This is a genomic window from Marinobacter sp. (assembly GCF_041690615.1).
In the GTDB taxonomy this organism is placed as follows: domain Bacteria; phylum Pseudomonadota; class Gammaproteobacteria; order Pseudomonadales; family Oleiphilaceae; genus Marinobacter.
The window spans coordinates 65429-90031 of the sequence record NZ_JAWLGY010000014.1 but is presented as its reverse complement, the minus strand read 5'-3'; the positions used below and the strand labels follow the sequence as shown (position 1 = coordinate 90031).

Below are 24603 nucleotides of genomic sequence, written 5' to 3'. Positions count from 1 at the left end.
TATCTGAAGGTGATGGCCAGAATTGCTTGCTTGGAGCGTAGCAGGGCGATGGCTAAGCTGTCTTCTGTTGATAAGTATCTTTTTTGCTACGGAATCTGTGGCCCTTCGACAGGCGCCTGTCGAAGGGGAGTGGATTGCGTGGGTAAAACTGAAAAAGGGGTAGCAACGATGGGATTGCTGGTAGACGGCAAATGGCACGATCAGTGGTACGACACTGACAGCACTGGCGGCAAATTCGAGCGGGAAGCCGCCCGGTTCCGCAACTGGGTCACCGCCGACGGTTCGCCCGGGCCTGAGGGTGAAGGCGGGTTCCCGGCAGAATCCGGTCGTTACCACCTGTATGTATCCATGGCCTGCCCGTGGGCTCACCGGACGCTGATCTTCCGGATATTGAAGGGACTGGAGGCGCATATTTCCGTGTCCGTAGTCCACCCGGACATGGTGGAGAATGGCTGGGAATTTCGTCCTGACATCGAACAGCACCGGGACCATGTCAACGGCGCGCGCTTTCTCCACCAGGTCTATACCCGGGCGGCGCCGGACTATAGTGGCCGGGTGACAGTTCCCACTCTGTGGGATCGCAAGCGGGAAACCATTGTCAGCAACGAGTCGGCGGACATCATCCGCATGCTCAACAGTGCGTTCGATGATCTCGACGGCGTGCGGGCAGACCTTGATTTCTATCCGCAAGGTCTCAGGGAAGAAATCGATTCGGTTAACGAGCGGGTCTATCACACGGTCAACAACGGTGTATACAAGGCCGGGTTTGCTACGGCGCAGGACAAGTACGAGCAGGCCTATGGCGAGCTGTTTGATTCACTGGACTGGCTGGAGGAGCGGTTGGCCGGGCAGCGTTACCTGGCGGGCAGCCGCCTTACCGAGGCGGACTGGCGCCTGTTCACCACCCTGATCCGCTTCGACGCCGTTTATTACAGCCACTTCAAGTGCAACCGGCAACGCATCGCGGACTTCCCGGTGCTGTCGGATTATCTGAAGGACCTCTACCAGGTGCCGGGTGTGGCGGAGACGGTGGATATCGACCAGATCAAGCGTCATTACTACGTCAGCCAGCGTACCATCAATCCCACCCAGATCGTTCCGGTGGGACCGGAGCTGTCCCTCGACGGGCCCCACGGGCGGGACCTGCTGGACTGAAACAGAAAGCCCGCCGTCGTTACCGAGGGCGGGCTTTGCCTTGCCAGTTGTTGGCGAAAGATCAGGCTTCCAACTGATCCCGGATCAGTTTCTTGTTGATCTTGCCGACACTGGTTTTCGGAATGTCGTCGACAAAGTCGATCTGCTCCGGAATCGCCCACTTGTTGATTTCACCGGAGTCTACGAACTGCCTCAGGTGATTCTGGAGATCTTCCAGGGTGGCTTCATGCCCAGGAATCAGCTGTACCAGGGCGTGGGGGCGCTCACCCCATTTCTCGTCCGGAACCCCGACCACGGCAGCGGCATTAACCGCCGGATGCTGGCTGATCATGTTCTCCAGGTCCAGGGACGACAGCCACTCACCACCGGTCTTGATCACGTCCTTGATGCGGTCCCTGATCTGGATGGTGGAGTCCGGGTCAATGCTGGCCACGTCGCCGGTGTGCAGCCAGCCGCCTTCCCAAAGGGCCTCGCCCTTCTCAGGCTCCTTGAAGTAGCCCTGGGTCAGCCAGGGGGCGCGGCAGACAAGCTCGCCCTTGGTTTCGCCATCGTGGGGCAGGGGGTTGCCTTCCGCGTCCACAATCTCGATGTGCACCATGGGTACCGCGACGCCGGTACGGATGCGCCGGGGAGCCTGGTCTTCCAGGGGCAGCTCCAGGTCTTCCGGTTTCAGGTGGGTGGAGGCCAGCAGCGGGCAGGTCTCTGACATGCCATAGCCGGTGTACATGCGAATGCCCAGTTTGGCGCCGGCGCGGCACAGGCCTTCGGTCATGGCACTGCCGCCGATCAGTACGTGCCAGTTACTCAGGTCAGCGGTCTTGATGGATTCGGTTGCCAGCATCATCTGCATAATGGTGGGCACACAGTGAGAGAAGGTGACCTTGTGTTCCTTGATCAGGTCTACCAGCAGTTCCGGCTCGTAGCGGCCCGGGTAGACCTGCTTGATGCCCAGCATGGTGGCGGCATAGGGCACGCCCCAGGCGTGAACGTGGAACATGGGGGTCACTGGCATGTAAACGGTATTGGACCGCATAAAGGGCATTTCATCGCTGGCCGCGAGACTGCCGAGCTGGGCCATGGTGTGTAGTACCAGCTGGCGATGGCTGAAGAACACGCCCTTGGGGTTGCCGGTGGTGCCGGTGGTGTAGAAGGTGGTGGCGACGCTGTTCTCGTCGAAGTCCGGGAAGTCGAAGTGGTTGTCTGCCTTCGCCAGCAGGGTTTCGTACTCACCAACGGTGTTCAGGGACGTGGCGCGGGCCTCGCTCTCGTCCGTCAGCTGGATGTAACCCTTGACGGTGGTGAGCTGGTCACTGACCTGCTCCAGCAGAGGTACGAAGTCATCATGCACCAGCACCGTATGGTCTTCAGCGTGGTTCATGGTGTAGACAATCTGCTCCGGCGACAGGCGCACGTTCACCGTATGCAGTACCGCGCCGATCATGGGAATGGCGAAGAAGCACTCCAGGTACCGGGGGGTGTCCCAGTCCATCACCGCAACCACATCACCGGGGCCGACGCCGGCGTCGGTCAGGGCGTTGGCCAGGCGGTGGATCCGGTCCACCAGGTCGGTGTAGGTGTACTTGCTGCGATTGGCGTAGACGATCTCCTGGTCCGGGTTATAGCGCGGGCCGGAAGCCAACAGATTCTTGATCAGCAGCGGGTATTCGTAAGCATTCTGGGCGGAGGGAATTATCTTTGTATTTGCCATCGATTCGACCTCTTGCTTGGCATTATTGTGGAAATCAGGGGGCAATAATCTGCCATAACAGGCCCCTGACGGGAACCGGTCATGTCAATTTATCGTGTTGTCATGGCTATCGGATCATTGTCGGGGGCTGGTGCGCCTTCACTGGCTCCAGGGTTTTCCCCGTGTGCCTTTCATGCACCTGACCTGCTGGTGCATGGCAGCCTTGGCGAGGATATTGGCGCTGACCGGTGCCGTCAGGAACAGGAACACTGTCACCAGTACCTCGGCGATGGCCAGTTCGCCGGTCCTCAGGGTGAAGTACACCATGGAGGCGATCACCACACTGCCCACGCCCAGGGTCGTGGCCTTGGTGGGGCCATGCAGGCGTCCATAGAAGTCCGGCAGCCGCGTCAGCCCCAGCGCTCCAATCAGGCTGAAGAAACCACCGGAGACCAGCAGGAAGCTGATAATCAATTCAGCAAAGAAGGGCAGGTTTTCCATGATCGTGGCTCCTTATTCGATAACGCTGCCGCGCTTGAGATATTTGGCCATGGCGACCGTACCCACAAACCCCGTCACAGCCATAAGCAGCGCTACTTCCAGGTAGAGACGGGTGCCAAGTACCAGGTCAAGCAGGATGATCAGGGCGATTCCGTTGATGTAGAGGGTATCCAGCGCGAGGATGCGGTCCGGGGCATCCGGGCCCTGAACCAGCCGGTATACGTTCAGCAGGGCCGCCAGGCCAACCAGGGTCAGGGTGATGTAGAGGGCGATGGTAATCATCGGAACATCTCCAGCAAGGGCTTCTCATAACGCTGGTGGATCGCGCGTATCAGTTCCGCATCGTCGTCCACGTCCAGGGCATGAATCAGCAGCAGGGTGCCATCATCACTCACATCTGCGCTCACCGTGCCCGGGGTCAGGGATATGGTATTGGCCAGAATGGTGATGCCCAGCGGGTCATGCAGCTGCAGCGGGTAGGAAACGAATGCCGAGCGTGGCTGACGGGGGCTCAGAATCAGAATGGTCACGGAAATGCTGGCCACGATAATGTCGTACAGAACCACTGTCAGGTAACGTACCAGAACCCAGGGTTTCTTCATGCTGGGGCTGTCCGGCCAGAACCGGTGGGTGATCTGGGGAATCACAACACCGAGGATCAGCCCCATCACTACGCTGGCGCCCGTCACACTATCGGCCAGGAACTGCCAGACAACAAACAGTGCAACCGTCAGCCACGGTTGCGGAAAGCCCAAACGTTCTGCGGTCATGACTCATCCTCCCCGACCATAGGGGTGTCCAGGATACCGATGTAGGCGGAAGTGTCCCGCAACTGCTCAGCGGTGGCATCGGTATAGTCGCTCAGCGGTCCGGCAGCGAACACGATGGCGATGCTCATGGCAATCAGGGCACCTGCACCTACGGTATGGGGAAAGTTCAGACGTTCTGGCTGTCCGATGTGGCCATCCACATTGCGCCAGAATACGATACTGCCAGCCCGGCTGTAGGCCACCAGGGAAAGGAACCCTGCCAGCAGGATAACCGCCCAGAGCGCAGCCATCTGCAGTCCGGGTACTGCGGCACTCATGATCAGCAGCTTGGCAAAGAACCCGCTCAGGGGAGGCAGTCCGGCCGCCGAGACCGCGCCGAGCATGAACATGACGCTGATAAACGTGCGGTTGCGCATCCTGGGGGCGGTAACAATCTTGTCACCGGCAGAGCCCCGCTGGGCGGCGATCAGGTCTACCACCAGGAAGAGCCCGGCGGCTACCCAGGTCGTGTGCACCGTGTAAAACAGGGCGGAGGACAGACCGGCCTCGCTGACCAGAGAGAAAGCCGCCAGTATGGTGCCCACAGAGACCACAACCTGCCAGGCCACCATGGTGCGCAGGCCACTGGAGCCCATCATGCCGATGACACCCACGACCATGGTCAGCAGGGCCAGGGGGAACACCCAGTCCATACCCAGGTTGGCCAGGGCCCCGGCGTTTTCACCGAAGATCAGAGTATACACCCGGATTATGGCGTAGACGCCCACCTTGGTCATCACCGCGAACAGGGCCGCCACAGGAGCCGTCGCGCTGGCATAGGCCTTGGGTAACCAGAATGTCAGTGGCAGCAGGGCAGCCTTGAGGGCGAAGACCACCAGCAGGATCATGCCACCGGCCTCCACGAGGGGCAGGTCGCCACTGTTCAGCGTCGGGATGATCCGGGCCAGATCGGCCATATTGAGTGTGCCTGTGACGCTGTAGATCATGCCCACGCTGATCAGAAACAGTGCCGAACCGGCCAGGTTGAGAACCACGTAATGCAGCCCGGGAACGGTACGGGCCGTGCCCTCCCCATGGAGCAGCAGTCCGTAGGAGGCGATCAGCAATACCTCGAAGGCGACAAAGAGGTTGAACAGGTCTCCGGTGAGAAAGGCCATGTTCAGCCCCATCAACTGGAACAGAAACAGGGCATGGAACTGCCGACTGCTGACATCGGTCCGCCCCAGAGAGAACAGGTGGCAGAACAGAGCCAGCAACGCGGTGATAAACAGCATCAGGGCTGCCAGGCGATCCAGCACCAGGACAATGCCGAAGGGCGGCGCCCAGTTGCCAAACGCGTAGGCCCGGTAGCTGCCATCATCAGCCATCATCAGCAGGAAGACCGTGCTGACCAGTAACAGGCCGGTTGTGGCAAGCCCCAGGGTGCGACGCAAGCTCAGGGGCGCGTACCCCATAAAGACCTGCAGGAAGGCACCAATCAGCGGGATCAGGACAGGCGCGGTAAGCCAGTGATTCATTGGCCGGTCTCCTCCCGGGGCAGGTCGGTGGTGCTCTGGTCTTGGGTTCTCTCGGTTTCGGATGTGCCATCGACATGGTCATCACCAGTGTCTGCCCGGGTACGCAGGGACAGCACGACCACGAACGCGGTCATGGCGAAGCCGATAACGATAGCTGTGAGCACCAGCGCCTGCGGAAGCGGGTCCGAATAGGTGTCGGTGCTGCCGATAATGGGTTGCGCTCCGGACATCAGGCGCCCCGTGGAAAACAGGAACAGGTTGACGCCGTAGGAAAGCAGGGTCAGCCCCACCACCACGGGAAACGTCCGGGCACGCAGCACCAGGTAGACGCCGGCAAAGGTGAGTGACCCGATAATGAGAGCGAAGGCGAGTTCCATGGTTATGACTCCTTCCGTGCTTCAGTGCGGGTCAGGGGGCGACCGGCGGGCGTGAGCTTGCCCAGACTGACCAGCGCCAACAGAGTGGCACCAACAACGGTCAGGTAGACGCCCAGGTCAAACACCAGTGCCGATGCCACCTCAAACTTGCCAACTACGGGCCAGTCCAGGTACGTGAAGGTGGTTGTCAGGAACGGATAGCCATAGGCCAGGCTGCCGGCACCGGTTGCAGTGGCGAAGAACAGCCCGAGGGCAAGCACATTGTGGTAGCGCATGCTGACTCTGGCCTGGGTCCAGTTGACGCCGCTGGCGATGTACTGGACCAGCAGGGCCACCGCTGTCACCAGGCCGGCGATAAAGCCGCCGCCCGGGAGGTTGTGCCCCCGCAGGAAGATATACACCGACACCATCAGCGCCAGTGGCAGCAGTGGCCGCGACATCTGCTTGAGCATGGTGGGGTGGGCATCGAATGCCCAGGGGTGTCCCTGGCCGTCGGTGGGCGGCGCCGAGAGTTCCCGGCCGCGCAGCATGGCGAAGATGCCCAGGGCGGCAATGGCCAGCACCGTGATTTCACCGAGGGTATCAAAGCCCCGGAAATCCACCAGAATCACATTGACCACATTGGTGCCCCCGCCACCGGGCTTGCTGTTCTCGAGGAAATAATCGGAGATGGAGCTGAACGGACTGGTCAGCATGGCCAGGGTGACGAGAGTCATGCCCACGCCGGCCACACCGGCAATGATCAGATCGCGGTTCCGGCGCCCGGCGGATGCTTCGGTGGGCGTCCAGGAGGGCAGATAGTAAAGGGCCAGCATCAGCAGGATGATAGTGACCACTTCCACCGAAATCTGGGTCATGGCCAGGTCCGGTGCGGACAAACGGGCAAAGGTCAGCGATACCAGCAGCCCCACCACACTCAGCATGATCAGGGAAGTCAGCCGCTCCCGGTGGATATAGACGGTGCCCAGTGTGCAAAAGACAAGGATAGCGGCACCCAGGGCAGTCGGCGGATCAATGGCCGTCAGGCCGTTGCTGCCAATCAGGGCCATGCCGCTCAGTGGAACCACGGCAACCGCAATGGCGCTCACCATCAGCAGCATGGTGTAGCGCTGCAGTGAGCCGTTCTCGAGCAGCGCGGTAAATCCGCGGGCCTTCTCAACCAGCCAGGACACCACTGCCTCGAATACGGCCTTTTCGTCCACTTCCCGGAAACGGGCGTGGAAATCAAAGAACTTCTGGCGCTGGGAGTACATGATCAGGCCGCCAACAAACGCCGCAAGACTCATCATCAGTGGCAGGTTGAAACCATGGAATACCGCCAGCCCGTAGTCGGGCACTTCGCCGGCCAGGGTTGCAGACGCCGCCGCCTGCAGCAGCGGACCTACGGAAAAGGCCGGGAACACCCCCACCATGATGCAGGCGACCACCAGGATCTCCACCGGAATCTTCATGTACCGGGGTGGCTCGTGGGGCGGATAGATCGGCAGGTTGCGGGGTTTGCCGTTAAAGAAGACGTCGTGAATGAACCGGGCGGAGTAGGCCACGGCAAAAATGCCTGCCAGAGTGGCGACAATGGGTGGAATCCACGCCCAGATACCGGGCAGGTTCAGGCTAAGGGCCTCGGCAAAGAACATCTCCTTGGACAGGAAGCCATTGAGCAGCGGCACCCCGGCCATGGAGGCTGCGGCGACCATGGCCAGGGTGGCAGTATGGGGCATATACCGCCACAGGCCGTTGATCTGCCGCATATCCCGGGTGCCGGTCTCATGGTCGATGATACCGGCGGCCATGAACAGTGAGGCCTTGAAGGTGGCGTGGTTGATGATGTGGAACAGGGCAGCCACCGCCGCCAGTTCTGTGCCCATGCCCAGCAGCAGGGTGATCAGGCCCAGGTGACTGACGGTGGAGTGGGCCAGCAGGCCCTTCAGGTCATGTTTGAACAGCGCCACATAAGCCCCGATCAGCAGGGTGATCATGCCGGTAAAGCTGACCATGAAGAACCACTGTTCGGTACCGGCCAGGGCCGGGTACAGCCGGGCCATCAGGAAGATGCCCGCCTTTACCATGGTGGCTGAATGCAGGTAGGCGGAGACCGGTGTCGGCGCCTGCATGGCGTGGGGCAACCAGAAATGGAACGGGAACTGGGCCGACTTGGTGAAGGCCCCCAGCAGCACCAGCGTGAGAGCGTACGGGTAGAGGGCATGGGCCTTGATCTGGTCACCGGCGGCGAGTACATCGTCCAGTTCGAAGGAGCCGACAATGCGGCCGATCAGCAATATGCCGGCCAGCAGTGCCAGGCCACCGCCCCCGGTGATGGCCAGGGCCATACGGGCGCCCCGGCGGGCGTCCTGCTTATGGTTCCAGAAGCTGATCAGCAGGAACGACGTCAGGCTGGTCAGTTCCCAGAAAACCATCATCAGCAGCAGGTTGCTGGACAGCACAATGCCCAGCATGGAGCCCTTGAAGCACAGCAGCAGGGCGTAGAACTTGCCCACATTCTCCTGGGGTTTCAGGTAATAGCGGGCGTAAAGGATGATCAACAGGCCGATCAGCAGGATCAGCAGAGCGAACATCAGGGACAGACCATCCAGCCGGAAGCTCAGGTTGATGCCCAGCTGGGGCAGCCATTCCAGGCTTTGTACGATGGTGCCACCTTCCGCCAGTGTGCCCCACATGGGGAACAATGTGGCTAATGCCAGCAGTGCCGGCACCGATGAGGCAATGGCAATCGCAGTTCGCCCGCCCTGGGCGAACAGGGGCGCCGCAATGGCCCCGAGAAAAGGTAGTAGCACCACCAGCGACAGTGTCATCGCAACCTCGTTTTCCGTGTTTTCTGATTTGTGATGGGGCAGCGACCTTGCGACGCCCCGGTGTCCCCGTGCCGGGACCCTGGATCAGTACTACGGCCGTGGTACCTGTGCACCAATAGCCCTTAGCCCACGGGCTGGTGGATCAGGAAAGTAGGGCAGGCGGCCGCTGAGATGCAAGGCCGGCACGTGCGACAGAGCCTGGTTCACGCCTATAGCACAGGAATCGGCAGAACGGGGCCTTGAAAACATTTTTACTCCATAAGAAAACGACCGCCCCCGATCATACGTGGCGCCTTCCATAGGTCAAGTTTTCTGCCCCTCAAATGAGAAGATCCGGGGACGGACTATTGGTGGCGGGAGAGTCAGGCAAAATAACAGAGGTGCAGGTGGCCGCAGCGTTCCAGCCTGTGATCAGTCCTTGCGGGGCTGGCGCTTTTTCTCGCTACGGTCTGGTGAGGACGGAGCCGCGGGTTGTTCGCCAGGCCCGCTTTTGAGGACGTGGGTTTGCTGATCGTAACGATCCCGAAGTTCATCCTTGATGGTGCCTTTCCATAGGGGTGTGCCGAGAAAGTATCCTGCCCGCCCGATAACATGCGCTGCGATCGGAGCGGTGATCAGGATGAATATGATAATGGCAGCAGCCCGTGTAATTACCTCCGGCTGCTCATGGAAGGCAATCATCACGGCTCCCATGATCATCATGGCGCCGAGTGCTCCGGCCTTCGTTGAGGCGTGCATACGGGTCGCCAGGTCCGGCAGGCGGACAATACCCACCGCCGCAAGAAGCACGAATGTACTTCCCGTAAGCAGGAAAATCGCGATCAGCCAGTCGGTCATCCTTGCGCCCCTCTTTCGAGGAAGCGGGCAAAACCCACAGCCGCCAGAAAGGAAGTCAGGGCTATAACGATGGCCACATCCAGCAGGCTCGCCACTCCGGAATCAATGGCGTGTACACCCACGAAGGCGACAACAATGGACGCAATCAGCTCCAGGGACACCACTCTGTCTGGCAGTGAAGGGCCGCGACTCAGGCGAATAAAAGCCATCAACAGAGAGAGTGACAGCATTAAATAGACGATTTTGATTGCAATGGTCAGCAATGCCGGCCTCCTTAGCGCATAATTCCCAGCAGTCGTGCTTCGAGATCTTTCAACTCGTTACGCAGGGCTTCCTCATCCTGCAGAAACATGGCATGGATATACAGCACCTTACGGTCGTCGGAGACGTCCAGGCTCAGAGTGCCGGGCGTCAGCGAGATCAGGCTGGAAAGAAACATGATCTCAGTGTCGGTGCGAGCCTCCAGTGGCAATCCTATAACCCCCGGCTTCATATACCAGACCGGCGTGGCAACGTCGTAGGCCACGCGGAAATTGGCCTTGAACAGGGCAATCACGAAATACCCGACGAAGGCAATGCAGCGGCCGATGCGCTTCGCATAACCATCCAGAACCGATACCTGGCCCTGCAGGGCCATCAGCGCCAGAAAGCCGAATCCGAAACCGACGAAGAAATTCATTGCAGTGAAGGATCCGCTCAGCGCCACCCAGGCCAGTGCCAGCATGACGTTACAGAAGAAACCGATCATGGCTGCGTTACCTCAATCAATGAGCGTTCGCCGAGCACCGCGTTGATATACTGATCAGGGTTCATGAGCTGATTTGCGGCCACTTCCGCCAGTTCATAGATGGGCTGGCCCCAGATGCCGATCAGCACGGTACAGGTGGCCAGGCTGGCCACTGGCAGGTAGTAGGCCCAGGCATGTCTGGAGAGTTTTTCCGAACCGGACAGCCTGCCGGTATCAGTAACATGCTCCGGCACCGGCTTCCAGAACACCTCGGCCCAGATCTTGACCATTGAATAGAGCGTCAGCAGGCCCACTGCGAGAGTGATGCCGGAGATCACCCAGGCCCCGGTCTCCAGGCTGGCACGGATAAGGATGACCTTGCCGAAGAAGCCCGAGAGAGGCGGGACACCGGCCAGTGAGAGGGCCGGAATCAGGAACAGAACGGCCAGCAGGGGTTTGTAGCGGTAGACGCCGCCCAGGTCCCTGAGTTCATAACTGCCGAGCATTCGGTAGACGATGCCGCTTACCAGAAACAGGTTGGTCTTAACGATAATGTGGTGCATGACGTAGAAGATGCCACCGATTATTGCCAGCGGCGTGAACAGCGCCAGCCCCAGGATCATGTAACCGATCTGGCTGACAATGTGGAACGACAGGATGCGCCGGAACTCGAACTGCGCCGCCGCTCCCAGCACTCCGGTAACCATTGTCAGCGCCGCAGCCCAAAGCAGGATGGTGTGGGTGTAGCCGATATCCTGGGTGAAAATCAGCGTGAAGACACGGAACAGGGCGTATACACCGACCTTGGTCAGCAGGCCGGCAAACAGTGCCGATACGGCCACCTGCGGCGTGTGGTAGGACGCCGGCAACCAGAAAAAAAGGGGAAAGGCGGCCGCCTTGATGCCGAACGACACCATGAACATCATGGAGATGACGGTAATCATGCCGGGCTCGTCGAGCGCAGCCACTTTCTGGGCGATATCGGCCATATTGAGGGTGCCGATCGTGCCGTAGAGCAGTCCCACCGCAGAAAGGAAAATGGCGGAGGAAAACAGGTTCAGGGTCACGTACTTGATGGCCCCTTCCATTTGCGCCTTCTCGCCCCCCAGGGTCAGCAGGGCAAAAGAGGCCAGCAGCATCACCTCGAACCAGACGAACAGGTTAAAGATGTCGCCAGTGAGAAAGGCGCCGCCGACCCCGGCCAGCAACAGGTGCATCAGGGGGTAATACCCGAATTTCTCGTGGCCACGGGGTGTTGACGCCAGCGAATAGACGGCAATGGCCAGCCCGATAATGCCATTGAGTACCACCATGATGGCGGAAAACACGTCGGCCACCAGCACGATACTGAAGGGCGCCGGCCAGCTGCCCATTTCCATCACCACGAAACCCTGATCCAGGGCGCTGCCCAGCAACCAGATACCGCTGGCCAGCATGGCGAGGGTTGCCAGTACTGCCAGTATCCGCTGAGCGCGGACTGACCGCCACAGGGCCAGTGAAAGGGCACCGGCCAGCAGGGGGATCAGGATGGGAAGTGCGAGCTCAGGGATCAAGTGTCGGTATCCTTCATCTGGTCCAGGTCATCCGTTTTGACCACCTCGTATGCCCGGCGAATCAGTACGACGGAGAACGCCAGAACACCAAAGGCAATAACAATGGCTGTCAGAATCAGTGCCTGGGGCAACGGATCGGCAACCGCCGATGATGGGGCCAGGGCGCCTTCCGGAATCAGGGGGGGCGCGCCCCGGGTCATACCCGCCATCACGAAGATGAGCAGGTTGGCCCCGTTGCTCAGCAGGATGAGCCCGATAACCAGCTTTACAATCGAACGACGCAGCATCATGTAAATGGCGGCGGCGAACAGAATGCCCACCACATAGGCCATCAGACTTTCCACAACGTCTCCCTCCCATACTGGTGGACAGGCTGCCTGACCTGCCGCTGACCTCTCCGGTATCGTGTTTTCACTCTTCTGCCTCCATCAGTCCGATGACAATAATCGACAGGGTGCCCAGCACGGCCAGATAGACCCCGACATCAAAGACCAGGACGGACGACATCTTGAAATAATCGTCTCCCGGCAGGGGAATCTCCCACCAGTGAGCGGTGAGCATCGGATCGCCGGCAAGAAGCGCTGGTATGGTGGACGCCAGGGCAAGCAGCAAACCAACTGCCAGGAAGTCCCCTGGCCAGATCCGCATCACCCGCCGGGTGGCGTCCTGGCCAAAGGCAAATGCATGGATGACAAAGGCGCTGGCTGCCACCAGGCCCCCGATAAAGCCACCGCCGGGATCATCATGTCCCCGCAGCAGCAGAAAGACGGAAAACATCAGCTGCAGAGGCATGATGAACAGGGCTGCGGTGTGAAGGATCAGCGTATTCGACTTCATGGTTTGTGCTGGTCCTCCGCCTTGAGTTTCAGCATGCTGTGGATGCCGACCGCCGCGAGGGCGAGTACGAAGATCTCGCCAAGGGTATCCAGGGCCCGGAAATCCACCAGAATGACGTTGACGATATTGCGGCCCTGGGCCAGCGGGGCTGAGTTCTCGCTGTAGTAGGCCGAGATAGACTCGAAATAACGGGTCTCCAGCCCGGCCAGAATCATCAAGGTCACAACCACGCCAGCGAGTATGGCAACGGCAAGGTCGCGGTATCGTTCAAAGGGCGAAGACAGATTGACGAACTCCGGTAGTTTGAACAGCACCAGAACCAGCAGGACCACGGTCAGGGTTTCCACCAGGAGCTGGGTGATACCCAGGTCCGGAGCGCTGAAAAGAATGAAAATGAGTGCCACTGCAAACCCCAGCACGCCCAGGGACGCCACCGACCCCAGACGCGAATGGGTGGAGCAGGAAAAGACGGCGGAGGCAACCAGCAGGGCGGCAATGCCCCATTCATAGAAGCGGCTTCCGCCCAGGTCCAGGGCAAGGTGGACATCGTGGCGGGCGAACAGGGTGAAGCCCGCGAGGCCAAAGGTAACGGCCACCAGCACCAGAAGGTAGTGTCCCAGAACCCCATTCTGCAGAAGCCGGGTCTGCCAGCCGGCCACCTGGCTGATGCCTTCCATGAACCTGAAGTAGCCGGTTTCCGGGCCTACACGGGCGCCGGCACTGTTCATGGCGAACAGGTTGGGCTGCAGTTTTGGCCACAGGCGATACAGGACTATACCGACGGCGAAGCTGGCGGCTGAAAGCAGCAGGGGGGCATTCACCCCGTGCCACAGGGCCAGGTATGAATCGACCGGGGAGCCGGCAACCCGTGTCATGGCCGCCTGCAGAATGGCGGCTTCCGGCAGGAAGGGCACCAGACCGAACCCCAGCGCCGCGAGCGACAGGAATGCCGGTCCTGCCAACATGCCTGGCGGGGCCTCATGGGGGTGCTGCGGCGTCTTCACGGGGTCGCCGAAGAACGGCTTGATCGCCACCAGGCCAGCGAGCCCCACAACCAGCATGAACGAAAGCACTGTGGCCAGTGTCAGTCCGATCGACCAGAGCGGAGCCTTGAGCAGGGCCTCCAGGGCCAGTTCCTTTGCGATAAACCCGAACAACGGCGGGAAACCGGCCATGGAAAGGGCCGCCAGTCCGGCAAACAGCGCGGTAAAGGGCATGGCCCTTCGCAGCCCGCCCAGCTGACGGAGGTCCTTGGTTCCAGTGCCATGGTCAATAATGCCGGCCACCATGAACAGCGCTCCCTTGTACAGGGAGTGGGCGACCAGTATGCAGATAAAGGCGGTCAGGGCCAGCTCAGTGCCCACGCCGATAAGCATCGTCAGCGTGCCAAGGCTCATCACCGTGGAATAGGCCAGGACCCTCTTTATGCCAGTGCTGCTGAACGCCATCCAGGCACCGGTCACCATGGTGGCAGCGCCGAAAAGCATCAGCACCGTGCTCCACAGGGCACCGTCCCCGAGCGCCGGGTTGAGCCGGGCCATCAGATAGATTCCTGCCTTGACCATGGTGGCGGAGTGAAGGTAGGCCGAGACCGGCGTCGGTGCCGCCATGGCGTTGGGAAGCCAGAAATGGAATGGCACCTGGGCGGATTTGGTCATTGCCCCCAACAGGATACAGATGACCATGCCCACATAGAGTGCGTGTTCGTGAAGGGGGTCGGTTGACGCCAGTATGCCGCTGAGGGAATAGCTGCCTGTCATTACCGCCAGAAGGATTAGTCCGGCCATCAGTGCCAGGCCGCCGGCCGTGGTGACAAAGAGCCCCTGTAGGGCGCTCTTGCGGGCCTCTGGCTTGTCATGGTCGAAGCCGATCAGCAAATAGGAGGTGATGCTGGTCAGCTCCCAGAAGATGAAAAGGGTCAGAAGGTTATCGGACAGCACCAGCCCCAGCATGGAAGCCATGAAAGCCAGCATGATGACGAAGAAACGACCCAGATAAGGATGGCCCCTGAGGTAGGCACCCGCGTAGATCAGTACAAAGGTCCCGATAACACTGATCAACAGGGCAAACGTGAGTGAGAGGCCGTCCACCAGAAAGTTCAGGGTGATGTCGAGCCCCGGCAGCCACGGATACTCCATGACCACCGCGCCACCATCGCTGACCAGGGGAGTCAGGGAGGCAAAATAGATTGCCAGGCTGGCGGGAAGCAGCGCCAGCACCCATCCAAGCGCGTGGCCGGACAGGCGATGAAGAAATGGTGTCAGTACCGCAAGCAGAAAACCGGACAATACCGCTAACAGCATAATGTGCTGGCACCCTATGGGTTTAGTTGTTAATCAGATTTATTTACAGGATGACAGAGTGAATGGATCATTGGTTCCGGTAAAAGTTCGAAAAAAGCGTAGTAGCTATGGGAAATCCGTCGAGTAGCGGCAAGCCAGCCCGCCTGCGCCACGCACCAAATGTGAACATTGCGTCCATGGGCAGGATTAACATGGTGCATAACTCTGAACCTGGCGCACTATAAGCGTGCCCTCAGTCCTGGAGCTTTGACTTCAGGGTTTTCTAACCGATTGTTCTATAAATTAAAAATCTGGATTGATTTTACTGGCATATCGCTTGCAGTTCTCAGTGCACAAGGTGGAGGAGTGAAATCCGCCCCGCGCCAAAGAAGCGCACAAACAACTGAAACAGCGAGGATAGGCACGTGACAACATTCAAGAAGCGTCTGGCCAGCGTTGCATTGGCTACTGCACTGGGAACAGGAATCACACTGGCCCATGCCGAGGAAGATCCCATCAAGGTGGGCATCCTTCACTCCCTCTCCGGCACCATGGCCATCAGTGAGACGGTGCTGAAAGATACCGTCGAAATGCTGATTGAAAAGCAGAATGCCGAGGGCGGTCTGCTGGGCCGTGAGCTGGAGGCGGTGGTGGTGGACCCTGCCTCCAACTGGCCGCTGTTTGCCGAGAAGGCCCGGGAGCTGCTGGCCCAGGAAGAAGTGGACGTCATCTTCGGCAACTGGACATCGGTCTCCCGCAAGTCAGTGCTGCCGGTGGTTGAGGAGCTAAACGGCCTGTTGTTCTACCCGGTCCAGTACGAGGGTGAAGAGTCTTCCGAAAACGTCTTCTACACCGGCGCCGCTCCCAACCAGCAGGCCATCCCGGCTGTTGATTACCTGATGAACGAACTCGGCGTTGAGCGCTGGGTACTGGCCGGCACCGATTACGTCTACCCGCGCACCACCAACAAGATCCTTGAGACCTACCTCAAGGACCAGGGCGTGGCCGCCGAAGACATCATGATCAACTATACCCCCTTCGGCCATTCGGACTGGCAGAACATCGTTTCGGACATCAAGGACTTCGGTTCCGCCGGCAAGAAGACCGCCGTGGTGTCCACCATCAACGGTGATGCCAATGTGCCCTTTTACCGCGAGCTGGGCAATCAGGGTATTTCAGCCACCGACATCCCGGTGGTTGCCTTCTCCGTGGGTGAGCAGGAACTGTCCGGTATCGACACAGGTCCGCTGGTGGGTCACCTGGCCGCGTGGAACTACTTCATGAGTGTGGACTCCGACGCCAACTACGACTTCATCGACGAGTGGATCGAGTACACCGGCGACGAAGAAGCCGTCACCAACGACCCCATGGAAGCCCACTACATTGGTTTCAACATGTGGGTTGAAGCGGTGCAGAAAGCCGAGACCACTGAGGTGGATGCGGTCAAGGACGCCATCATCGGTGTCACCGTACCCAACCTGACCGGCGGCTACGCCACCATGATGCCCAACCATCACATCACCAAGCCGGTGCTGATCGGTGAGATCCAGGACAACGGCCAGTTCGCCATTGTCTGGCAAACGCCGTCCACCGTCGCTGGCGATGCCTGGTCGGACTACCTGCCCGGCTCCCGGGACCTGATTGCTGACTGGCGCGCCCCCATGCGCTGCGGCAACTTCAACGTCAAGGAAGGCAAGTGTGGTGCGTCTGCCGGTGAGCAGGCCGCAGCCGCGGAGTAAGCCGTTTCCGGACCGGGGTGGCGTGGCTGCCCCGGCCGGTTTCAACGACCTTTTACCCACCAGACACCGGACAGGACGACACCATGGGCATCCCCAGATGGCTCACCTTCTTCCTTATTGCCTTGCTGATGGCCCCGGGCATGGCGACGGCGCAGGAGGGCGACTCGGCCGAGGCACTTCTGGAACAACTGGCCGAAGCCTCCCCCCGGGATACTGAAGCGGCTATCACTGCCATCGCCACCAGTGGCCAGGAGCGGGCACGGAGCTGGCTCGATGCATACGGGAGTAACCGCCTGAGCCAGGTGAAGGACAGCGGCCAGATTGTCATCGTACTCAACAACCGTGGCCGCGACTGGGAAGTGGCGGACGCCGTCACCGGCGAGGTGCTGGGGGAAATGTCCCGCCGGGACCTGGACCGGATTGCTGTCAATAATGCTGTGCGCCAGCAACTGGCCGGGGTGCTGGCCATGCTGGATCTCTACTCGGACGATGTGAAGGTACGGGAGCGTGCCGCCCTGGACATGCTGGGCAAGGTGAACGATGCGGTGGCCGGGAACGTCATCGCCCGAATTGATGAAGAACCGGACGCGGATGTTCGCAACCGCCTGGAACAGGCTGTGGCGATCTACCAGGTGGAGGAGCAGGGCAGCCTGGAGGCCGTCGACGTGCTGGCCGGCAGCCTCCACTCGCGGGCCCGCGCAGCCCTCAACAGCGCCGCGGCCTCTGAAGATCCGGCGCTCAGGGCGTCGGCCGCGCAGGCCCTTGGCTCTATCGAACAGAAACTCAGAATGAACAAGGCGGCGGAGACTCTCTACTTCGGCCTTTCCCTGGGGTCCGTGCTGGTGCTTGCCGCCATTGGCCTGGCCATCACCTTCGGTGTGATGGGCGTGATCAACATGGCCCACGGCGAACTGATCATGCTGGGTGCCTATACCACCTGGGGCATGCAGCAGTTGCTGCCGGGCCAGCCGGGCCTGGCGCTGATCCTCTCCATTCCGGCCGGTTTCCTGGTGGCTGCGCTGGCAGGCATCGCCATTGAGCGCAGCGTGATCCAGTTCCTGAAAGGGCGCCCGCTGGAAACCCTGCTGGCCACCTTCGGCATCAGCCTGATCCTGCAGCAGCTGGTGCGAACCGTTATATCGCCACAGAACCGCACCGTGGTCAGTCCGGAGTGGATGAGTGGCTCACTGGTGATCAACGACGCCCTGTCTCTGACCCTCAACCGCATGTATGTGCTGGGTTTCGCCCTGGTGGTGTTCGCAGCCCTCATGCTCATCATGCGCCGTACCCGCCTGGGCCTGGAGGTTCGCGCTGTCACCCAGAACCGGGCCATGGCCCGATCCATGGGCATCAGGGCCACCCGGGTGGACATCATGACCTTCGCCCTGGGCTCCGGCGTTGCCGGGCTGGCGGGCGTGGCCCTGTCCCAGCTTACCAACGTGGGGCCGAACCTGGGACAGAACTACATCATCGACTCCTTCATGGTGGTGGTGTTCGGCGGTGTCGGCAATCTCTGGGGAACCCTGGTAGCGGGCCTGACCCTGGGCACCATCAACCAGCTACTCGAGCCCTGGGCGGGAGCGGTTCTGGCCAAGATCATCGTGCTGGTGTTCATCATCCTGTTTATCCAGAAACGGCCGAGGGGACTGTTCCCTCAGAAAGGCCGAGCGGCAGAGGCATAGGGCGCCCGTTATGACCACTTATATCCGCGCCAATCAAATAATCAGCAAGACAGGACACCTGTTATGTGGCTAACCAGACCTCTGCAGGAACGCTCCACACAGTTGTTCCTGGGCATTCTCTTCATGGCACTGCTGGTGGTCAGCGTGTTGCACCTGGCCCTGCCGCAAGGGCACCCGCTGCATGTCAGCGCCTATACCGTCACCCTGTTGGGCAAGTACCTGTGCTACGCCCTGCTGGCCGTGGCCGTGGACCTGGTATGGGGTTACCTGGGCATTCTCAGCCTGGGCCACGGCGCCTTCTTTGCCCTGGGCGGCTACGCCATGGGCATGTACCTGATGCGCCAGATCGGCGACCGGGGCACCTATGGTGATCCCATCCTGCCGGATTTCATGGTGTTCCTGAACTGGCAGGAGCTGCCCTGGTACTGGTATGGCTTCGACATGGCCTGGTTTGCGTTCGCCATGGTGCTGCTGGTGCCAGGCGCCCTGGCACTGGTGTTCGGCTGGCTGGCGTTCCGCTCCCGGGTGACCGGCGTCTACCTGTCCATCATCACCCAGGCGCTGACCTTCGCCCTGATGCTGGCCTTCTTCCGTAACGAAATGGGCTTTGGTGGCAACAACGGCCTGACCGACTTCCGCGATATCCTGGGCTTCAACCTGCGTACCGATGCAACCCGACTGGGCCTGTTCATCGCCACCGGCATCGCCCTGGCCATCGGCTACCTGGTGTGCCGGGGTATCGTCACCAGCAAACTGGGCAGGGTCAGCGTGGCCTGCCGGGATGCCGAGGCCCGCACCCGCTTCCTGGGTTACCGGGTGGAGCGGGTGCAGCTGTTCGTGTTCGTGGTCTCCGCCATGCTGGCTGGGGTGGCTGGCGCGCTCTACGTGCCCCAGGTGGGCATCATCAACCCCAGCGAGTTCTCTCCCATCTTCTCCATTGAGATCGTGGTGTGGGTTGCCCTGGGCGGGCGCGCGACGCTCTACGGTGCCGTTATCGGCGCCATCCTGGTGAACTACGCCAAGACTGTATTCACCGGTGTCATGCCAGACGCCTGGCTGTTCGCCCTCGGCGCCCTGTTCGTGCTGGTCACCGTGTTCCTGCCCCAGGGCATCGCCGGCCTGCTGAAAAAGCGTCGCAAGTCCACCGGCGGCGACCCGGGGTCGTCACAACCTGCTACCAGCGCGGAGGCCCCAGCATGAGCATCATGACTGAACTGGCCAACCGGGATCAGGTCTTCAACTTCCTCACGCCCACTGAATCCCCGGTGGACGTGCGCCATGGCCCGATCCTGTATCTGGAAGACGTCAACGTCAGCTTTGACGGCTTCAGGGCCATCAACAACCTGAACATGACCATCGATGACGGTGAGCTGCGCTGCATTATCGGCCCCAACGGCGCCGGCAAGACCACCATGATGGACATCATTACGGGCAAAACCCGGCCCGATACGGGATCTGTCTGGTTCGGCAGTCGCCACAACCTGCTGCAGATGAACGAGCCGGACATCGCCAGCCTGGGCATCGGCCGAAAGTTCCAGAAACCCTCGGTATTTGAGGCCCTCAACGTATTCGAGAACCTGGAACTGGCCATGGCAGCGGACAAGCGGGTGTTTCCCACGCTGACCGCAACCATGAAACCGGAACACCGGGAACGTATTAACGAAGTGCTGGAAACCATCCACCTGAAAGACCTGCGTGATCGGTCCGCCGGCATCCTCTCCCACGGCCAGAAGCAGTGGCTGGAGATCGGCATGCTGCTGATGCAGCGCCCGCGCCTGCTGCTGGTGGATGAACCCGTCGCCGGCATGACCGAACAGGAAATGGAGCGCACCGCTGACCTGTTGACGAGTCTGGCGGGCAAGCAGTCGGTGGTGGTGGTCGAGCATGACATGGGCTTTGTCCGCTCCATCGCCCGCAAGGTCACCGTGCTGCACCAGGGCAGTGTGCTGGCGGAAGGCTCCATGGACCAGGTCTCCAACGACCCGGAAGTGATCAAGGTTTACCTGGGGGAGGAAGCTTGAATGCTGCAGATCGAGAAACTCAACCAGTACTACGGTGAGAGTCACACCCTCTGGGACCTGGACCTGGACGTACCCCGGGGCCAGTGCACCTGCGTGATGGGCCGCAACGGCGTGGGCAAGACCACGCTGATGAAATGCATTATGGGCGAGGAAAAGGTTGCAAGCGGCAGCATCCGCTTTGCCGATGAACTGGACCTTATCAAGCAACCACTGGAACAGCGGGCCCGCCTGGGCATCGGCTACGTGCCCCAGGGCCGGCAGATCTTCCCGTTAATGACCGTTGAGGAAAATCTGCGAACCGGACTGGCTGCCCGGAGTGACGGCCAGAAAACCATCCCCGAGCGCATCTACGAACTGTTCCCGGTGCTCAGGGAAATGAGAAACCGCCGCGGTGGTGATCTCTCCGGCGGTCAGCAACAACAACTGGCCATCGGCCGCGCCCTGGTTATCGAGCCGCGCCTTCTGATACTGGATGAGCCGGGGGAGGGTATCCAGCCCAACATCGTCGCCCAGATCGGCGAGGTCATCCGCAAGCTCATTGCAGAGGACGGCCTGACCGTGCTGCTGGTGGAGCAGAAACTGCCCTTCGCCCGCAAATACGCCGACCGCTTCGCCATCCTCGACCGGGGCCGCCGCATGGCCGAAGGCGAAATCGGCGAGCTGTCCGATGAACTCATCAAGCAGTACCTGACGGTATGACCATCTACCAGCCCGTGCCAGAGATGGCCGACTCCGGCCACCGCTTCGACCAGGGGCGTCACTGGGCCGCCACCCTGACCCTGGGCTTCGAGGGCCGCCAACAGGACGGCCGCCCGGTCACCCGCATGACCACCGCCCGTCATCACGGCCCGTTGCGGGTCCAGCGTCCCTTCTACCCGGAAGGTCGCCATGGCTGTTGCCACGTCTACCTGCTGCACCCACCGGGGGGACTGGTCAGCGGCGATGCGTTACAAATCAGCGCCACTGTCGGCACCGGCGCCCATGCCCTGCTGACAACACCGGCCGCCGCCAAACTCTACAAGGCCGACAGCCACGGCGTCGCCTGGGCCCAGCATACCAAGCTGACAGTAGACGAGGGCGGCACCCTGGAATACCTGCCCCAGGAAACCCTCGCCTTCGACGGCTCCCGTGGCACCCAGACCACCACCATTGAAATGGGTAGCCGCAGCCGCTGCATCGGCTGGGAAGTGCTCGCCCTCGGCCGCCCGGCCAGCGAACTGCCCTTCGCCACCGGCCAGCTGCAACAGCGCTTCCACCTGACCCGCGACGGCATCCCCTTGTGGCAGGAACGCCAGACCCTGGATCCCAAACACCGCCGCTTCAAAGGCAAATGGGGGCAGGGCGGCCACACCGTACAGGCCACCCTGTGGACCGTGGGCCTGGAAGACGAAGCCGACGCCATCGAACACCTGCGCGAAGAACTCCCGGACAACCCCCGCTGGGCCGTCACCCGGCGGGGCGGCGTCCTCCTGCTGCGCTACCTGGGCAACGAACGCAACGAAGCCTGGGCCATCTGCCAGCAGGCCTGGGAAATACTGAGACCCGAACTGACCGGCCAACGGGCCCATGTACCAAGAATCTGGCTGACCTGACCGCCTAACAGACATGCGGAGAACACCATGGAACTGACCCCCAGAGACAAAGACAAGCTCATGCTATTCACCGCCGCCCTGCTGGCGGAACGCCGCAAGGCAAAGGGCCTGAAACTCAACTACCCGGAAGCCGTCGCCCTCATCAGCGCCGAAATCATGGAAGGCGCCCGGGAAGGTCGCACCGTCGCCGACATGATGAGCGCCGGCCGCGAAGTGCTCACCCGAGACGACGTCATGGACGGCGTGGCGGAAATGGTGGACGAAGTCCAGGTGGAAGCCACCTTCCCGGACGGAACAAAACTCGTAACGGTCCATAACCCGATCGTTTAAGGAGATGCAGATGATACCCGGCGAATACCAACTTCAGGACGGCGACATCGAACTCTGCGCCGGCCGCGAACGCATCACCGTGGAAGTGGCCAACACCGGCGACCGACCGATCCAGGTCGGCTCCCACTACCACTTTGCCGAAACCAACCCGGCCCTGCGGTTTGACCGGAAGAAGACGCGCGGCTATCGACTCGACGTGGCGGCTGGCACGGCCATCCGCTTTGAGCCGGGTCAGACTCGCGAAGTGATACTTGTCCCATATTCCGGCGGAAGAGAGATCTACGGTTTCCGAGCAGAGGTCATGGGAAAGCTTTGAGGGCTGCAACCAAGTTGACAGGAGACGGTCGGGTGGGTCTTTCCGGGACCTTCAAAAACAGGGACGTTTTTGAAGAGCCTCCATGGACGGATTCACGGCGTGTCCCGGAAAGACTCACCCGATCGGCTCCCAGGCACCGAATCTAAAAAGCGAGGCAAAGAACATGAAAATCAGCAGACAGGCCTACGCCGACATGTACGGCCCCACCACCGGGGACCGCGTCCGCCTGGGCGACACCGAACTGTGGATCGAAGTGGAAAGCGATGCCACCCACTACGGCGACGAAGTGAAATTCGGCGGCGGCAAAGTCATTCGCGATGGCATGGGCCAAAGCCAGCGGGCTGACCACACCGTCATGGACACCGTCATCACCAACGCATTGATCCTCGACTGGTGGGGCATCGTCAAAGCCGACGTCGGTATCCAGCAGGGCCGCATCGCCGCCATCGGCAAAGCCGGCAACCCCGATACCCAACCTGACGTCCAGATCGTCATCGGCCCCGGCACCGAAGTCATCGCCGGAGAAGGCAAAATCCTCACCGCCGGCGGCCTTGACGCCCACATCCACTTCATCTGCCCCCAGCAGATCGATGAAGCGCTGATGAGCGGCATCACCACCATGCTCGGCGGCGGCACCGGCCCGGCCACTGGCACCAACGCCACCACCTGCACCCCGGGCCCCTGGCACATTGGCAAAATGCTCCAGGCCGTCGACGACATGCCCATGAACATCGGCTTCCTCGGCAAGGGCAACGCCAGCCTGCCCGAGTCCCTGGAGCTGCAGCTCAAATACGGCGCCATGGGCCTGAAGCTCCACGAAGACTGGGGCACCACACCCGCGTCCATCGACAACTGCCTGACCGTCGCCGACAAATACGACGTCCAGATCGCCATCCACACCGACACTCTCAACGAGTCCGGCTTTGTGGAAGACACCCTGGCCGCCTTCAAGGAACGATGCATCCACACCTACCACACCGAAGGCGCCGGCGGCGGTCACGCCCCGGACATCATCACCGCGTGCTCCAAAGACTATGTGCTGCCGTCGTCTACCAACCCCACACGGCCCTACACCGTCAACACCATCGACGAGCACCTGGACATGCTCATGGTCTGCCACCACCTGGACCCCAACATCCCGGAAGACGTGGCCTTCGCCGACAGCCGCATCCGCCGCGAGACCATCGCAGCGGAAGACATCCTCCAGGACATGGGCGTGATCTCCATGATCGCCTCCGACTCCCAGGCCATGGGCCGGGTGGGCGAGGTTATCTGCCGCACCTGGCAGACCGCCCACAAGATGAAAGTACAGCGCGGCCTGCTCCCGGAAGATGAAGAAAGAGGCGCCGACAACTTCCGCGCCAAGCGCTACATCGCCAAGTACACCATCAACCCCGCCATCACCCACGGCATCGCCCACGATGTCGGCTCCATCGAAGTGGGCAAGCTGGCGGACCTGGTGCTATGGAAACCGGCCTTCTTCGGCACCAAGCCCTCCACCATCATCAAGGGCGGCATGATTGCGGCTGCACCCATGGGCGACCCCAACGCCTCCATACCCACACCGCAGCCAGTCCACTACCGCCCCATGTTCGGCGCCTTTGGCCGTGCTGCCAGCCAGACCCGGCTTAGTTTTGTCAGCCAGGCCGCTTTCGATGCCGGCATCGGCAAGGAACTGGGCCTGCGCAGCACACTCTCCGCCTGCAAGAACGTGCGAAACGTGCGCAAGGGCGACCTCAAACTCAACGACGCCTGCCCGCACCTCACCGTAGACCCGCAGACCTACGAAGTGCATGCCGATGGCGAACTGCTCACCTGCGAGCCGGCCACGGAATTGCCCCTGGCCCAGCGCTACCACCTGTTCTGAGGA

24 protein-coding genes are annotated in these 24603 nt (G+C 61.0%); 10 read left to right on the top strand and 14 right to left on the bottom strand.

Features of this window, described 5'->3' with window-relative positions; genetic code table 11:
- Window positions 1-168 precede the first annotated feature (168 nt).
- Window positions 169-1155: a glutathione S-transferase family protein gene (locus ACESMZ_RS11465; protein WP_372972641.1), complete on the top strand. Its 987-nt coding sequence runs from the start codon at window positions 169-171 to the stop codon at window positions 1153-1155.
- A 61-nt stretch (window positions 1156-1216) separates the two neighbouring features.
- Here ACESMZ_RS11465 and ACESMZ_RS11460 read toward each other — a convergent pair whose 3' ends face one another.
- The 14 genes from ACESMZ_RS11460 to ACESMZ_RS11395 all read right to left on the bottom strand — a co-directional run bounded on the left by ACESMZ_RS11460 (window position 1217) and on the right by ACESMZ_RS11395 (window position 15074).
- Window positions 1217-2863 carry a fatty acid--CoA ligase gene (locus ACESMZ_RS11460; RefSeq protein ID WP_372972632.1) on the bottom strand — a complete coding sequence of 549 codons (1647 nt, stop codon included), beginning with the start codon at window positions 2861-2863 and terminating at the stop codon, window positions 1217-1219.
- A 138-nt stretch (window positions 2864-3001) separates the two neighbouring features.
- Window positions 3002-3334: a Na+/H+ antiporter subunit G gene (locus tag ACESMZ_RS11455; protein ID WP_372958353.1), complete on the bottom strand. Its 333-nt coding sequence runs from the start codon at window positions 3332-3334 to the stop codon at window positions 3002-3004.
- Between the two features lie 21 nt (window positions 3335-3355).
- Window positions 3356-3625: a K+/H+ antiporter subunit F gene (locus ACESMZ_RS11450; RefSeq protein ID WP_372958351.1), complete on the bottom strand. Its 270-nt coding sequence runs from the start codon at window positions 3623-3625 to the stop codon at window positions 3356-3358.
- A complete protein-coding gene (locus ACESMZ_RS11445) occupies window positions 3622-4113 on the bottom strand; it encodes a Na+/H+ antiporter subunit E (protein ID WP_372958350.1) in 492 nt (163 codons plus the stop codon). Before ACESMZ_RS11445 ends, ACESMZ_RS11450 begins: the two co-directional genes overlap by 4 nt.
- Window positions 4110-5630 carry a monovalent cation/H+ antiporter subunit D gene (locus ACESMZ_RS11440; RefSeq protein WP_372958349.1) on the bottom strand — a complete coding sequence of 507 codons (1521 nt, stop codon included), beginning with the start codon at window positions 5628-5630 and terminating at the stop codon, window positions 4110-4112. Before ACESMZ_RS11440 ends, ACESMZ_RS11445 begins: the two co-directional genes overlap by 4 nt.
- Window positions 5627-6007, bottom strand: a complete 381-nt coding sequence (locus ACESMZ_RS11435) for a Na+/H+ antiporter subunit C (protein WP_372958348.1) — start codon at window positions 6005-6007, stop codon at window positions 5627-5629. The genes ACESMZ_RS11440 and ACESMZ_RS11435 overlap by 4 nt, the downstream gene beginning before the upstream one ends.
- A gap of 2 nt (window positions 6008-6009) precedes the next feature.
- Window positions 6010-8817 carry a monovalent cation/H+ antiporter subunit A gene (locus ACESMZ_RS11430; RefSeq protein ID WP_372958347.1) on the bottom strand — a complete coding sequence of 936 codons (2808 nt, stop codon included), beginning with the start codon at window positions 8815-8817 and terminating at the stop codon, window positions 6010-6012.
- A 411-nt stretch (window positions 8818-9228) separates the two neighbouring features.
- Window positions 9229-9654 (bottom strand): monovalent cation/H(+) antiporter subunit G, encoded by a 426-nt coding sequence (mnhG, locus tag ACESMZ_RS11425; protein WP_372958346.1) that lies wholly within the window; start codon window positions 9652-9654, stop codon window positions 9229-9231.
- Window positions 9651-9917: a monovalent cation/H+ antiporter complex subunit F gene (locus ACESMZ_RS11420; protein ID WP_372958345.1), complete on the bottom strand. Its 267-nt coding sequence runs from the start codon at window positions 9915-9917 to the stop codon at window positions 9651-9653. The genes mnhG and ACESMZ_RS11420 overlap by 4 nt, the downstream gene beginning before the upstream one ends.
- A gap of 11 nt (window positions 9918-9928) precedes the next feature.
- The gene (locus ACESMZ_RS11415; protein WP_372958344.1) at window positions 9929-10402 is read right to left on the bottom strand and encodes a Na+/H+ antiporter subunit E; all 474 of its coding nucleotides are present in this window, start codon (window positions 10400-10402) and stop codon (window positions 9929-9931) included.
- A complete protein-coding gene (locus ACESMZ_RS11410; RefSeq protein WP_372958343.1) occupies window positions 10399-11934 on the bottom strand; it encodes a Na+/H+ antiporter subunit D in 1536 nt (511 codons plus the stop codon). Before ACESMZ_RS11410 ends, ACESMZ_RS11415 begins: the two co-directional genes overlap by 4 nt.
- Window positions 11931-12278, bottom strand: coding sequence for a Na+/H+ antiporter subunit C (locus ACESMZ_RS11405; RefSeq protein ID WP_372958342.1), 348 nt, complete (start codon window positions 12276-12278; stop codon window positions 11931-11933). Before ACESMZ_RS11405 ends, ACESMZ_RS11410 begins: the two co-directional genes overlap by 4 nt.
- 67 nt (window positions 12279-12345) lie before the next feature.
- Window positions 12346-12771, bottom strand: a complete 426-nt coding sequence (locus tag ACESMZ_RS11400; RefSeq protein ID WP_372958341.1) for a Na+/H+ antiporter subunit B — start codon at window positions 12769-12771, stop codon at window positions 12346-12348.
- Window positions 12768-15074, bottom strand: coding sequence for a putative monovalent cation/H+ antiporter subunit A (locus ACESMZ_RS11395; RefSeq protein ID WP_372972631.1), 2307 nt, complete (start codon window positions 15072-15074; stop codon window positions 12768-12770). The genes ACESMZ_RS11400 and ACESMZ_RS11395 overlap by 4 nt, the downstream gene beginning before the upstream one ends.
- Window positions 15075-15499: 425 nt before the next feature.
- Between ACESMZ_RS11395 and urtA the strand changes: the two genes are divergently transcribed.
- From urtA to ureC, 9 genes are all read left to right on the top strand, one after another.
- Window positions 15500-16792 carry an urea ABC transporter substrate-binding protein gene (urtA, locus tag ACESMZ_RS11390; protein WP_372958352.1) on the top strand — a complete coding sequence of 431 codons (1293 nt, stop codon included), beginning with the start codon at window positions 15500-15502 and terminating at the stop codon, window positions 16790-16792.
- A gap of 83 nt (window positions 16793-16875) precedes the next feature.
- Entirely contained in the window at window positions 16876-18474 is a 1599-nt protein-coding gene (urtB, locus tag ACESMZ_RS11385) for an urea ABC transporter permease subunit UrtB (protein WP_372958339.1), read from the top strand.
- A 63-nt stretch (window positions 18475-18537) separates the two neighbouring features.
- Window positions 18538-19674 carry an urea ABC transporter permease subunit UrtC gene (urtC, locus tag ACESMZ_RS11380; protein WP_372958338.1) on the top strand — a complete coding sequence of 379 codons (1137 nt, stop codon included), beginning with the start codon at window positions 18538-18540 and terminating at the stop codon, window positions 19672-19674.
- Window positions 19671-20495: an urea ABC transporter ATP-binding protein UrtD gene (gene urtD / locus ACESMZ_RS11375; RefSeq protein ID WP_372958337.1), complete on the top strand. Its 825-nt coding sequence runs from the start codon at window positions 19671-19673 to the stop codon at window positions 20493-20495. Before urtC ends, urtD begins: the two co-directional genes overlap by 4 nt.
- Complete coding sequence (gene urtE / locus ACESMZ_RS11370; RefSeq protein ID WP_372958336.1) at window positions 20496-21194, top strand: urea ABC transporter ATP-binding subunit UrtE; 699 nt, start codon at window positions 20496-20498, stop codon at window positions 21192-21194.
- Window positions 21191-22087 (top strand): urease accessory protein UreD, encoded by an 897-nt coding sequence (locus ACESMZ_RS11365; protein WP_372958335.1) that lies wholly within the window; start codon window positions 21191-21193, stop codon window positions 22085-22087. The genes urtE and ACESMZ_RS11365 overlap by 4 nt, the downstream gene beginning before the upstream one ends.
- A gap of 27 nt (window positions 22088-22114) precedes the next feature.
- Window positions 22115-22417, top strand: coding sequence for an urease subunit gamma (ureA, locus tag ACESMZ_RS11360; RefSeq protein ID WP_372958334.1), 303 nt, complete (start codon window positions 22115-22117; stop codon window positions 22415-22417).
- Between the two features lie 10 nt (window positions 22418-22427).
- Complete coding sequence (locus ACESMZ_RS11355) at window positions 22428-22733, top strand: urease subunit beta (protein WP_372958333.1); 306 nt, start codon at window positions 22428-22430, stop codon at window positions 22731-22733.
- A gap of 163 nt (window positions 22734-22896) precedes the next feature.
- The gene (gene ureC / locus ACESMZ_RS11350) at window positions 22897-24600 is read left to right on the top strand and encodes an urease subunit alpha (protein ID WP_372958332.1); all 1704 of its coding nucleotides are present in this window, start codon (window positions 22897-22899) and stop codon (window positions 24598-24600) included.
- The last annotated feature ends 3 nt before the right edge of the window (window positions 24601-24603 follow it).